This is a genomic window from Paraburkholderia bryophila (assembly GCF_003269035.1).
GTDB lineage: Bacteria > Pseudomonadota > Gammaproteobacteria > Burkholderiales > Burkholderiaceae > Paraburkholderia > Paraburkholderia bryophila.
Genome location: NZ_QLTK01000008.1, coordinates 22,201 through 34,827 on the forward strand (window position 1 = coordinate 22,201; position 12,627 = coordinate 34,827).

9 protein-coding genes are annotated in these 12,627 nt (G+C 59.1%); 5 read left to right on the top strand and 4 right to left on the bottom strand.

What is annotated here, in order from left to right; translation table 11 throughout:
• Nucleotides 1-29 precede the first annotated feature (29 nt).
• Nucleotides 30-389: a 5'-nucleotidase gene (locus BX591_RS14780; protein WP_420849373.1), complete on the bottom strand. Its 360-nt coding sequence runs from the start codon at nucleotides 387-389 to the stop codon at nucleotides 30-32.
• Between the two features lie 120 nt (nucleotides 390-509).
• Here BX591_RS14780 and BX591_RS14785 point away from each other — a divergent pair, with 120 nt between their 5' ends.
• From BX591_RS14785 to BX591_RS14805, 5 genes are all read left to right on the top strand, one after another.
• On the top strand, nucleotides 510-1,577 hold the full coding sequence (locus tag BX591_RS14785) for a helix-turn-helix transcriptional regulator (RefSeq protein WP_111932185.1): 1,068 nt from the start codon (nucleotides 510-512) through the stop codon (nucleotides 1,575-1,577).
• 57 nt (nucleotides 1,578-1,634) lie between these two features.
• Nucleotides 1,635-2,462 carry an SIR2 family NAD-dependent protein deacylase gene (locus BX591_RS14790; RefSeq protein WP_244146976.1) on the top strand — a complete coding sequence of 276 codons (828 nt, stop codon included), beginning with the start codon at nucleotides 1,635-1,637 and terminating at the stop codon, nucleotides 2,460-2,462.
• A 165-nt stretch (nucleotides 2,463-2,627) separates the two neighbouring features.
• A complete protein-coding gene (locus tag BX591_RS14795) occupies nucleotides 2,628-3,560 on the top strand; it encodes a hypothetical protein (protein WP_111932186.1) in 933 nt (310 codons plus the stop codon).
• 438 nt (nucleotides 3,561-3,998) lie between these two features.
• Nucleotides 3,999-6,557, top strand: coding sequence for a phospholipase D family protein (locus BX591_RS14800; RefSeq protein ID WP_146749766.1), 2,559 nt, complete (start codon nucleotides 3,999-4,001; stop codon nucleotides 6,555-6,557).
• Entirely contained in the window at nucleotides 6,550-8,253 is a 1,704-nt protein-coding gene (locus tag BX591_RS14805; protein WP_111932188.1) for a hypothetical protein, read from the top strand. Before BX591_RS14800 ends, BX591_RS14805 begins: the two co-directional genes overlap by 8 nt.
• A 408-nt stretch (nucleotides 8,254-8,661) precedes the next feature.
• Here BX591_RS14805 and BX591_RS14810 read toward each other — a convergent pair whose 3' ends face one another.
• From BX591_RS14810 to BX591_RS14825, 3 genes are all read right to left on the bottom strand, one after another.
• Nucleotides 8,662-9,360, bottom strand: coding sequence for a hypothetical protein (locus tag BX591_RS14810; protein WP_146749767.1), 699 nt, complete (start codon nucleotides 9,358-9,360; stop codon nucleotides 8,662-8,664).
• A 479-nt stretch (nucleotides 9,361-9,839) separates the two neighbouring features.
• Complete coding sequence (locus tag BX591_RS14820) at nucleotides 9,840-10,514, bottom strand: hypothetical protein (protein WP_111932190.1); 675 nt, start codon at nucleotides 10,512-10,514, stop codon at nucleotides 9,840-9,842.
• A gap of 238 nt (nucleotides 10,515-10,752) precedes the next feature.
• Nucleotides 10,753-11,994 (bottom strand): hypothetical protein, encoded by a 1,242-nt coding sequence (locus tag BX591_RS14825; protein ID WP_146749768.1) that lies wholly within the window; start codon nucleotides 11,992-11,994, stop codon nucleotides 10,753-10,755.
• Nucleotides 11,995-12,627: the final 633 nt, after the last annotated feature.

Below are 12,627 nucleotides of genomic sequence, written 5' to 3' on the forward strand. Positions count from 1 at the left end.
CCAGAATCTGTGGCATGGGATTTCACGGTTTAATTGCAGTGAGAAGGTTCTGTCGAGCCGGCATCATTCGAGGACGTAGTCAATCGCCGCGGCACACGTTTGATTGCCAGTCCATGGTGTCGAGCCGACGTGAACACCCGCAGCCCAGTGACCGGGTCATTGCGCGACAGGATTGCGACCTCGACGTCGTTGCTCTCGCCGCCATTGAAGGCAAGAAGCTTCCGCACCAGCGGAAAGGCCACGCCGGGGCCTGCGGGGATATCCAGCCGCGCTGCCTGAAGCGCGCAATATGTTGACGGGTCATCTTCCACGAACATCTGGTTCTCTTCCTCGAAATCGAAAAGCGCTCGTGCGGAGACAGCGATGGTGATTTTCGTGCTCGAAGTCATAGGTCTCTCCTGTGGCCGAGCACCATGATGCAGGACGACTGGGACAAAAAGTGTCCGCATCGTCCCGTAGAATCATCGCTAACGGGATGCAGAACAACTCACCTTCGACCAGAGCCCAGAATGACAACCTCAAGCCTTGATGAAGCGATTCTTCGCATCCTGCCGACAGACAGGGACCTGGAGTCGTGGATGTCCACGTCTCAGGTTCTTCAGTTGCTGGAAGACCGGGGACACGGCGTCGACTATCCGAAGCAACTTCGACGACGCCTTTCCATGCTGGAGCGGGACCTGCTTGTCCTATCGACCGTGTCGGGCCGGCATCGGCTCTGGCAACGCAAATCCTGGCTGCACGGCGCCGGCCAGGTGGCGAGTCTCATGAGCGCTTCCGAGGCTGTCGCGTTTCACGCGCTGAGGCGTTTTGTGGGAGACAAGCTACCCGCGGCAGTGACCAAGGACATCGAGCCACTCTTCAAGGCCGCTGACACGCGACTTTCTCAAGCCCGCGAGGACAGTCGACTGTATCGGGCATGGGTCAACAAGATTGACTCGGTCGAGCCCACCTATATGCTGAGCCGGCCCCACGTCAATCCCGAGGTCTTTCAGACGGTCGTGACCGCGACATTCTTTGAGCGCGAACTGCTTGTCCGATATCGCCAGGCTTATAGGGAGACCAGGGCCGACGACTTCAAGCCGAAGCGGCTCTGGCCGCTCGCGCTTGTCGAGTCAGCTGGGCTCATGTACATGGTTGCGCAGAGTCCGGACCACCCGCCAAGACCCGATGATGGCAAGCCTGACTGGCTTCGGCTTTTGTATCGGCTGGACAGAATCGTTTCGGCAGTCGATTCCGGAGACAAGTTCGCGTACCCACGCGATTTCCGGCTTCAGGACACGATTGAGAATGAACAGGTTTTCGACTTTCTGCCAGAGGAGCCTGTCGTACTGGAGCTTGCGCTGGAACCGGGTGAGGCGAAACGACTGGAGGAGCGGCGCATGTCGAAAGACCAAAAACCTGAGCCGCTACCTGATGGTCGTATAAAGGTGACCGGGACGGTGGTTCCCAGTGTGAAGCTGCGATGGTGGCTTCGCTCGCTCGGCGCTGCAGTGGAAATACTGGCACCACCTGCGCTTCGAGACGAGTTCGCGCGCGACGCGGTCGCGTTAGCGAAGCGCTACGGCGCGGCAGCCTGAATCGCGGAAACGATGTTTCCGCCCGGCATAGGTCAAACAGCGTAATCGAGGTACCAGGTGGATAACGACGATGCAATCAGGCACGCAGCCGACTGGATTCGCGACGCGGACGGGCTGCTCATCACTGCGGGCGCCGGCATGGGCGTGGATTCCGGGCTGCCTGATTTTCGGGGAACAGAGGGGTTCTGGCGTGCCTACCCGGCGCTGCGCCATCATGGGTTTTCGTTCGAGGATATCGCCAATCCCGCCGGCTTTGCGAGCAATCCACGCTTGAGTTGGGGATTCTATGGGCACCGACTCGCGCTTTACCGCGCAACCGTACCGCATGCCGGTTTTGACATTCTTCTCAAGTGGGCGTCGACGATGAAGCACGGTGCCTTCGTGTTCACCAGCAACGTCGACGGTCAGTTCCAGAAAGCAGGCTTTGATGTTGAACGCATCGCGGAATGCCATGGAACCATCCACCGTCTTCAATGCGTCGAGGCGTGTACCGAGGAAACCTGGCCGGCTGACGCCTTCCTGCCCATCGTCAACGAGACGACCTGTCTGCTCGAAAACGCGATGCCGAGGTGCCCGCATTGCAATGGCCTCGCACGGCCGAACATTCTGATGTTTGGGGACTGGCAATGGGTGGAGAAGTATGCGGACCGGCAGGAGAGACGACTCGCAACCTGGCTTGAGTCCGTCGAGCGACTCGCCGTTGTCGAAATGGGGGCAGGCCGTGCTTTACCGACCGTCAGGCGCTTCAGCGAGCGCCACGGACCTCGCGTCATCCGTATCAACCCGCGTGAGTACGCGATTCCGGAAGTCGTGGGTTTGGGTATCTCAGGCGGCGCGTCCGAAGCGCTTCAGCTGCTTGATAACGTGCTCGGTGGCAGCGTGTAAATCACGCAGGTAAAGAAATGAAAGGGTTGGTCGTTAACAACAGTCGATGACGTCGTAATGAGGCATAGCGAGTGCACATCTACGGGCAAGAGACGAGCGCTCAGCTTTTAAACGGGTTCATGGCATTCACGAAAGCCATCAGCGAACAGCAATCAGAGAGAAGATATGACACGACTGAGTACGGCGACGGGGAAAAAGCAGTTTGAATACTCGGGGGACACAAAAACCGGAATCGAACTCTTCTACGGCGATGGCCTGCAGACTCCCGGTCGCGTTAGCGCGGAGACTATCCATGCGCTCCTCGCTGAGTTTGCGTCGAGAGGGGGTCCGGTTTATGTCGGGACCAGCTTCAACAACCCCCGACTCGGCAGTATTGGTGACTGGTTGCTATCGCGTGAAAAACAGAACCTCGCATGCTATCTGGTTCCGACGCTGGAGCATCTTGGCTTGGGAGCATATGACGCGAGCCGTCGTCGATTTTCATTCATCGAGCGTCATGGCAACGGAAATGCAGATATGTCAGACGCGCAGGCGCAGTTGATGCCGACTGAGAGCTTCGACGGCGGGTCGCTGGCAATGGAAGCTGGGAAAATGATGTCGCGTGTTGCCGAAGAAGTGACTAGGGTTGCGCTGTCTCCAGTCCAGCGGATTGAGTGTTCGCTGTCCGGTTTCGCTAATGCCGAGACATTGCGTTTGCGATTGAATGAATGGAGCCTCCCTAAAGAAGGCGAGTTCGTCGTGTACCGTTTCCAGACCGAGGCACCAGAGGAATTTCACGCTGCGTTCCCTGAAAGCTCGGCGTGCACGTACAAGCTTAGCCGCAAGAATGAACTGACGGATGATGGCGTCACGCTCTATGTCGGAAGTTCAAGAAGCTTCGCGAGCAGGCTGCAGCAGCATTTCGGTTTCGGCTCCGAAGGAACCTATTCACTTCATCTGAAGCGCTGGGTCCCGGAAACGCTGTGCCATACGCCGCTGGTGCTTGAGTATTGGACCGTTCGCGATAGCAAACAGGTGCGACCCATTGTTCTCCAGACTCTGGAGGACTACCTATGGGACCATAGTCAGCCTGTATTCGGCCGACGCGGCTCGAAATAGCGGTGCGGGACAACGGCGCGCCAATCGGGTGGTGGCGCAATTCAAGGCTTTCGGCGTTGACCGCCCGCCCGAGTCGACGAGATGTTGGTTGCGAACTCAATCCCGGAGCCGATATGTTTTCGCATGGCCAGAACCTTATCTTGTGCGAGGCAGGCATCGCGCATCGCAGTGGTGAACGGGTCAATCGGCTGCCGGGCCGGCGGAGCAGTTCTTCATGCTTCAAGTCTTGTTCTTTCGATGTTGAATGTCCTTCGGACGGAACGTCCGTCCAACGTATTGCCGCGACAAGCCGCGACGGCGGCTCTCACGCGCGCTGCGAGGCGTAAAATCTCGAAAGATTTAGCCGTAAAGAAGAGGTCTTTCCCGAACACGGGATGGACAGACGAGAGAGACCATGCGGACTGCGCCGCCGAGCGAAGCCGCCTGAGGACCGGGGTTATGCAAAAGACATTGTTGTCGCTTATCCAGGAGGCGAAGCCGCGTCGCGCGCTCTTCACCACCTATACGTTCAGCGTCTTCTGGTTCGAGACGTTCGTGCTGCCGACACTCCGTAACTGTGGGTGTGAGCAGATTGACGTGCTGATTGACGCACGCGAGGCGCAGCGGTCGACGGAGGAGGCGACAAGCCTGCACGCGGGCACTGCGTACCGGGTCATCCCGGTGGAGATGGAAGGCGGCGCCGTCTTCCATCCGAAGCTGGTCTACATGCAGGGTGACTCGTACGATAACCTCGTCGTTTCGAGTGGCAACCTGACGCTGGCGGGGTATGGCAAGAATCTGGAAGTGCTCGATGCGGTCAGCTCGCACACTGACCCGGGCGTCTTCGACGAATTCGCTGCCTTCCTCGACTCGCTACAGGCAGCACATGAGTTCTCGCACGAGAACGTGAAGGTCATCGAGGGCTACCGTCAGCGGGCGCAAGCGCAACGCGACCGCGCAGGCCCGCTTGACGCCGCTGCGCGGGACACCTGGCTCATCCATACCCTCGAAACTCCGGCCGCCGACCAGTTCGCGGTGCTGGCGGACCGCGTGCGGCGCCCCGAAACACTTACCGTTCTATCGCCCTATCACAGCCCGTCCGGGCAACCGGTCCAGAACCTCGCGGCGACCGTGAAGGCTTTCAACGTGCGAGTCGGCGTGCACGCGAAGACGCGTATCGTGCCGTTCGCCGAGGACAAGATGGTCTTCACCGAGGCGGTGGAGTATGTCGCCGCGGATACGGAGAGTCCTTACCGGTTCCCGCACGCAAAGTGCTTCGAGCTAGAGGGCACCAACGGCGTGCTGGTGATGACGGGCTCAGTCAACGCGACGGCGCAGAGCCTGGAGACCACCCGCAATGTCGAGGTCTCGCTCGTGCGCTTCCTCAAGAAGTCGCCGTTTGCGTGGAAGGAGGTTGAGCCTGTCGCCTTCGAGCCCTGTGAGTTCGAGCAGGTCGGCCGGATGGGCCCGTCGCTGTCTTTGCAGGCCACCTGGACCGCGTCTCAACACATCGTCGGCGTGCTCAAGCCTGCACAGGGCGCCATGCGCGTGGAGCTATCCATCTGGGAAGGGCCGAAGTGCCTGGAGGTGATGCGAGACGTTGCGCTCGATGACGACGGCGCTTTCCTCGTCCGGATGAAAGACTACTTTGAGACTGAGCGGGCACTACGGTTGGTGTTGCACAGCGAGGGAATTGACGCAGCCACCTGGCTGAACCTGGAATTCGCGCTGACGGCCGACGAGTCGGAGCGCAAGCTCCTGCGCGCAGCCAATCGGATGCGCGCAGGCGACTACCATCTCGACGACATCGAGACGATTTTCAAATGGCTTCAGGGGCTGCAAGCGAAGATGCATCCTGTCGCCCCTAACAAAGGCGCGCCGCCAGCAACCGAGAAAGAGAAGGCGGAGCCGGGCACGCGCCCGAAAATCAGCTACGACGAGTGGCGAAACAGCGTCGAGCAATATGGTGCGCTCGCGCGGTCGGCGGACGTGGCGCGTGTCTCGCTTGAAGCGGCGTTCCGCTGGCTGAACCGTGACCTCGAAGGTCTGGCCGACGGGGACAGCAAAGATAAGCCGCAGCAACAACCCGGGAAATCAAAACCAAAAAGCGCGCCCCTGTCCACCGGGCGCCGCATGAAGCTTCTCACCACGGACAACGCTGAGTATGAGGACAGCGACGAGGCGGATGAAGATGAGCAACGCGCCGGCATCGAGGAGGAAAGCAAGGCGCTGTTCCAGCACCTCATCGAGAGTCTTCCGCTTGCTCTCGCCCGGGATTCGCAGTCGCCTATCGTGCCCATGATGGTTGAGCTGGCGGGGTGCGCGGTGCTCAAGCGCGCTTTCGCCCACCGCACCGCGGTCAAGGGTGTGCTGCCGCCTGTCGAACCGCTCGTGCTGGACGCGTGGCTTCAGCAGTATTCGGCATTCGACTACAGCCCGGAAAACAGGGAACGGCTTCTCCCGTTCTTCTGCGCTATGGCATGCTGTGCCGCGCACTACCACAACAAGTCCGAGTGGCCTGCATTGAAAGAATCCATCGGGCGGCTGGCTGGGCGCGTGCTCGCCACCGGAGAGATGGAGACGCTCGCGCGCCTGGCACTGGGTTCCCCGCGCTTCCTGCGCGTGCCCGCCGAAGACCGTGAAGCTATCGCTACGAGCGCGGCAGCCGTCCAGGACTGTGCGACGCTCACCGAGCAGCTGATGTTGCTCATCCTCCGGATTCTTCGGGATGAGCAGCCCGCACCCCGTGTCGACGCACCATACACAGAGGCGTTCAGCGCGCTGCGGGCTCAAAAACGCAAGAACAAGCCGTTCCTGTTCGGCATCATTCGCGGGAAGGGGAACCAGTGCTTCTGCGGTCTTACCCTGCACGCGGACGACGCGCGGCGACTGCGCCACGAGCGAGTCTGGGTATGCAAGGGCATGTCGTGCGGACGCCCGCTCTTCTATGAGCTGGACGCCGAGTATCTCGAACAGAATGGCCTCGCGGGCCGCTTCAAGGAGCCGCGCAATGCTTGACCAGCCCGTTTTTTCGCAATACATCGACGATACCCAGTCCGTCGACCCGCTGGGCACGGCCCCGTCGGTGGAGGCTCTGTACCGCTCCATCTTTCCCGGCATCAACAACGCGGTCGAGTACATCCGCGTGTATTCCGCCATCTGCTGGATGGTGCGCCAGATTGACATCGCAGCGAAGAAGACCCGGAACCCCGATATTGCAGCGATGTCGGCCGCCGGGCTCGAAAAAATCCAGTTGCTGCTGACCTGGTACAACATCACCGAGGAGGTGGGTGGCCTGGCCGGTGCCGACCGCACCTGGCCGCAGGACAATAGCCGTGTAACCCTGAATTTCGAGTCGATTCCCGGCACTCAGACCGCGAAGCGCCTTGCCGTCGACCCCGACTATGAGGTTCGCGACGGCGGCGCGCACTTCCTCACCGCACCGCAATACCGGCCCAGCCTGGTGCGGGGGATGCGTTTTCTCGCGGAGGTGCCGGCGCTGCCGGGCACGTACCGCTTGACGCCGGCCGGTGAAGCGCTCGCCGACGGTTATGAGGAGGCCATCGAGCACCATGAGCGCCGGGACTGGCTGGCGAGTGTCACGCAGGTCACCGTGCGGCGAGACGACATGCTGCAACTTGGCGAGATGCTGGACCTACGCGAGCCGTCGGAAGGTGAAATCGCAGCATTTGTGAGCCAGTTCTACTCGGAGGACGGAGAAGGCGTCACCGGCGCGCAGTGGCAGAACCGGTGGGCTGGGCTAACGCTTGCCTTGCGCGCAATGGAGGCGGAGCAGCCCCAGGCGCGCGAGGCGGGCTGGCGCGGCGTGCCGCTCGACACGGTGCGTTTCACGATGGCGCGCGGATACAGCCTGGCCGGGACGCTGCTCAATCTCGATGAGATTGAAGAAGTACAAGGCTGGTGGGCGAATCTCCAGCTTCGCCAGTACCTTCGCCTTGCGATGGAAACGCTCGGCCGGTACGTTCAGTTCTGGATTCACGACGCCGTCGTGAATGAGCATCCCCGGGACATAGCCGACTGCGCTCAGGGACTGGGTGCGCGCCTTGAGGCGACGTTGCGCGAGGAGTGCCAGGACGGCACAGTGGGTGTGCTGGCGGACCAGCTTCTCGTACTTAAAGGCGAGCACAGCACTTTCTTCGAGGCATCGCCGTATGTGAAAGAGCTGCGGCTCGAAGACATGCTCACGCGACTCCAGGCGGTGTGCAATTTTCATCCGCACACCGAGGAAGCAAGGCTCGCCCTGCGCGAAGTGTACGTTGCGCTGGTCTATTGCGCGGTGGAAGCGGAGAACCTGTTGGTGAATCCGTATGTCGAGCAGGAATACGCGAACGACCGTGTCCCTCTTACGGCACTGCGCGATGTGCTTGCGAAATATCGTGACGAGGCGCCTGCGACATTCCTTGCGCACATCGTGCAGTTCTACGTCATCCTGCTTCACTTCGCAGTGGTACAGGAGCGCACGAACGACGGGCGCAACCGGTTCTTCTTCATCCTCGGCGACAATGGGTTGGAGCGCGTCACGACCAAGGGCGAAGTCGGCGGGGTAGGACTTATGCAGGACCGTCTTTACCACGCAATGCTGCTGCTGACGCAATGCGGATTGGTCCAGCGCTTCGATGACAACACATACGGTTTGACGAAGGCGGGCCGCAAGCGGCTGCGCGGCACGGAGAGGGGGGCGCAGGCTGCCTGACGGTGGGAGTATGGTCTGAGCCCTGTGAAGCAGGCCATAGCGGAGGCGCGCCGAACGAGGCTCTACGTGGATTCTTTCCGCGTCCCGAGTCCGTCTATGCCATCCGCTCACACGTCTTTGATTTCGTCACGCACGGTGGCGGGCAAGTCGCGGTCGCGGGGGGCTTCGACGATTGCGGAGCGACTTGGCGGGATGTTCCACCCATCCAACGGTCACAAATGAATCTTGTCTCCGAGCTGGTAGTGAAGGTAGAGCAGCCATGGAGGCGCGGGGAGTCGGCTTGCCGACGGCGCCATGCGCGGTCACCGCGAGCAATCGAGACGTTGGCCTAGCGCAGCACGTGCTTCGGTCGTCCGTCAGGCGACACGTTTTCCCAGAACTGGTCGACCAGAAAACGGGCCGCCTCGCTTACTGAATACTCTCTACTTTACATGCCTCGTCCGCCCTCTCGAGGTCTTCCTTCGACCAGGTGATACGCGCCTTCAGGAGCGCTTCCCTAAGTGTTCTGGTCGTGGAGCCTGCCGTCTCGTTGAGCGACTGCTGGAACACCAGCAATGCACTTTCGTCCCAACCAGGAAGAGCGTTCAATGATTCGCGAATCTTCGGTTCCGTCTTGTCCATCAGATTCTGTAAAGCCTCTTTCCCGGTGAGATTATTGACACCCCGGATGGCTGCGTAACAATTAAACACGGCAAAAGTCATCCGCCCATTCGAGATTTCCTGCAACGCTTCCGACCGGATTTGGCTGCGCAGAACATCCAGTCGTGCTTCCTTAGATTCGTGGTATGACATCCCCGCAAAGACCGCAGATAGAGCAGCAACGGCTAGCGACCAGATTGCCAGCTGGCGTGTGACGCGCTTCTCCTTTTGCTCGGCGGCAGTCACAGCATTTTGCTGACCGCTATCCTGGCTATCCATGTACGTGTTTGCGGTAGCCACACTTTCAGTCGCGGGGGCTTCGCCCTGAATGTTGACCGCCGAAACGTCAAATTGTGTCGTGGGAGAGGTGCCACTTCGGTTTGCCGAAGAAGTGTTATTCTTGCTCGCTGAAGCACTATCGCATGTTTTTTTCTTGTGGTTCTCATTAGCCTGCATCTGAGATGGCATTCGAGTTATTCTCCAGTTCAAGTGCGACCAAGGACACTGTGGTGCGCGCACTGAGGTACTTCCGGTGTTTTATTCTAATGAAAGGCTTGTGGTTTCGGCGAAGGACTTCGCCTAACCTCGGAGCAATCTGATGTCAGGTACTATCACGTCGCTTGGGACGCCAAGGGCCACCAGCAGGTCTACTAACTCTTTGCCATCACCTTTGCCGCTTGACCGTCCTTCGTCGCTGTAGACATTCGAATAGTTCCACAGACTCAAGAACGCATTGCGGGCGACTCGCGCTAGGGCACGTTCCGAGTCTGTCGTGCCTTGCGCTTCAGCGGCTTCTTCCCAAGGAGTCTTGTCGTTCACAGTTGCAGTGCCTATGCGGTACGCTTGCTGGCTACGACCATGGGATAGCATGTCCCTGTGGGCACATCGAATGAACAGAGCCTCAGCAGCAGTCCCGCGTTACCTTACAGTGCGCTCATGGTGGTTGCTTACCAGTCCGGACCATACGTTGGAGCCGGAGGCGGGGGCGCAGGGGGGCGCCTACTTTGAAACCAGTCGTACAGCAACCTCACTGACTCAAATTCCATGAGGTCGCAGTTGCCAGAATTTTCATCCCCAACGAGGAGCTCTAGTCCAGAAGCATTGCGGCCACCGAGGCTGCAGAGCCATTTCACATAGAGTTCGAACTCATCGATGGGCAGCGTCCTAGCGGTCGGCTCTTCGAAAAACGAGCGTGCGAACTCGACTGCACTTACGCGAGATTTCGCAGCCGGAAATTCAGGTTCGAGCTCGCAATTGCGTCCCAAAATTTGACGATTACATATCTCCTTCCTATAGATGTTAACGCTGGGGCGGCGCTCAGGAAGGTGCATCCAAGCGATGAAGTGGCAAAGGTCATGACGAGCGCGCATGCTCCTAGTAAACGCCAGCTGCTCGCAAAGGATTGCGGCCTTATCCTTCTTTTCCTCACTCGCAAGTTGAGATAGCGTGTATTTGAACTCGACGAGCGTGAAGGTCGATTCATTGGTCAAAATATAGTCAGCCAGAACGTGCCGGTCCTGACCGTCCAGCGCGATATGCCTGAAGTTGCCTTGGCGCTTGCCTGCTTCAATGCGCATGAATGTGTTGAAGCCGTCGATTACGGCCTGTTCGTGACGTGGCATGCTTACTTTGTAGCGTTTTAGAATTAGCGGGCGCCGGACCTCGGTAGTGTCCCTACATCAGACAATCGGAAGTCGGAGTGTCTCGTAGCATCAAGACGACTCTCTATTGTCGCCCTTTTTGGCTTCCTTCATGGGAAGGAAGTCTCTGGGTTGCGCTGAATCGGCCCCTGACAGACGAAGAGAGACAGCGACTGCGGCTGACCTCTCTCGGACTCTCGCACCTTGGTTAGCCAACGGTCTAATACAGTTCTCCGTATTGCGCGGGAGCATTGTCGACATCGTCCCATCGACATTCGACGGTGGGGTCCAGCCAATCCGCAGCTCGTCTTATCCACGTCGCATCTACGACGTCATTGGATGACCTGAGCTGCTTTGACTCGAACTCGACGGCCAGGGCCCGCAGGCGGTTCGCTCGCTCCAGTTTTGACGCCCAGTCCTCAACTCGCTTTAGGTGATTGAGGGCGACTCGGCGAATTTCCGCAAGTCTTGCTCGTTCAGCCTCTTTGGCCGCTGCGATGACTCGCTCCTCGGCGGCCATCTCTGCCCGCACGGATTCGCGAATGACCAAGTTCCGTAGCCGACACACGAGCGCCTGGATTTTTGTCTCGATGGGAAGGCTTCGCGTGTCCGCGATGTTTGCCAACACGTAGCTGCTCCCGAGTTCGAACGCCGAAATCTCGAATTCGTTCGTCGGATGAGAAATGGAGTTCGGGCGGTTCGCGCTCCATCCGAGACGCTTGTTTTCGGCCAGTTGTTCCTGTGTCAGTGGGATGCTCTCTTGCCGACTACGTTCCTTCACGCGAAACGTCAACTTGACGTCAAAGATAGTTGCGTAGGCAGGGTCGCTTTCCTTGTCTCCCGACGAGACCGAATAACCCGCCGCCGACAGCGTCTCGAGTAGATGATTCAGCACAAGAAGCGCCCGCAACGAGTTTTGCCGCGACACGGAGATACGCATGAGTCCAGCCCCTTCACAATAAGGCCAGGTGCGCGAATCCCGCTGCTTGCCATCAAGCTTCTTCGCCATCCGCTTTACAAGTGGCAGGCATTCGTCAATGGTAGTGCGCACGGTGATGGCCGGCACCTCTGGCGCGCGGGCGGCGTCCTCATTGATTTTGGCCTGGGCGCGTGTGGAAAGCTCGTCATCTCGCGGGTCTTTGAACATGGAGCGCTGGTAAGTTGTCGGACCTTTGGTCGGCGGCAACGGCGGCTTCTTGACAGTCTTGCCTGCGGCCACTTTTGCCCAGTGGCCGGCTACAGGGAGCGGAACGCCGAGACTAATACAAATCTTCCGAAGACCAACATCGGAGATTTGATACCTCTTCGCCACCGTCGTGACGGGCTCCGCCCAAACTTCTTCGTAAAGCTTCTCTCGCTCGAAATCCTGGTTTGCGTATGGCATCTCAGTCACTCGATGTTTACCGGGAAGGCTTCGCAGGAACGCAGTCTCTCGACGACGCCTCTTTTTCGTCTCAACCATCAACTGCTCGTCGCTCTTGCCACCCCGTTCGTAATGGTCATCTGAGCGCTAAGGATAATTTCAGCCGTACGGCCAGCGACGACGAGATACACCTACTGCACCTTTAACAACTTGCCCACGCACGTTTCAACGGCTTTCGCATGAGGCGGACATGGAGGTTTATCGCGGACTCGGACCGGTCATCGTAGGTCATTCGTTGTGTAATCTGTACGACGTGACCTCGTACAATTCGCACCACCTCATCCAGACGTATTCAACATTCAACGACCAGCCTTTCCTGCCGACCAGCTCATAAATACGTCCCGTCTGAGTCTTACCCTGCAAGGTGGCCGGGTCGAACGTTACTATCGGGGAGCTGACGCGCGCCGACGAGTCAAACATATCTACGCCAACGAAATGCCGGGTCCCATCCTCCGTCTCGAATATGCGCCATCGAGATAACGGAATCTTCGGCACTTCGGAAGCGGGACGTGGTTTCCAGATAGGCATCGCGGTCTCCTGGTGGTGGAAAGTCATACCCGTCGGTTCCGTCGTATTGACCCGGCGGCACTATGTGCGGGCCCAGCTATGTCCCGACCCGCGCATACATCGCCGGTCGTGACCCGCAGGTGGTGAGACTTATTGCTGGCCCTC

What these genes read in the sequence shown, in the direction of transcription:
- BX591_RS14825 (WP_146749768.1), bottom strand. Translation starts at nt 11,994, where the DNA reads ATGGTTGAGACGAAAAAGAGGCGTCGTCGAGAGACTGCGTTCCTGCGA.
- BX591_RS14805 (WP_111932188.1), top strand. Translation starts at nt 6,550, where the DNA reads ATGCTTGACCAGCCCGTTTTTTCGCAATACATCGACGATACCCAGTCC.
- BX591_RS14800 (WP_146749766.1), top strand. Translation starts at nt 3,999, where the DNA reads ATGCAAAAGACATTGTTGTCGCTTATCCAGGAGGCGAAGCCGCGTCGC.
- BX591_RS14780 (WP_420849373.1), bottom strand. Translation starts at nt 389, where the DNA reads ATGACTTCGAGCACGAAAATCACCATCGCTGTCTCCGCACGAGCGCTT.
- BX591_RS14795 (WP_111932186.1), top strand. Translation starts at nt 2,628, where the DNA reads ATGACACGACTGAGTACGGCGACGGGGAAAAAGCAGTTTGAATACTCG.
- BX591_RS14785 (WP_111932185.1), top strand. Translation starts at nt 510, where the DNA reads ATGACAACCTCAAGCCTTGATGAAGCGATTCTTCGCATCCTGCCGACA.
- BX591_RS14820 (WP_111932190.1), bottom strand. Translation starts at nt 10,514, where the DNA reads ATGCCACGTCACGAACAGGCCGTAATCGACGGCTTCAACACATTCATG.
- BX591_RS14810 (WP_146749767.1), bottom strand. Translation starts at nt 9,360, where the DNA reads ATGCCATCTCAGATGCAGGCTAATGAGAACCACAAGAAAAAAACATGC.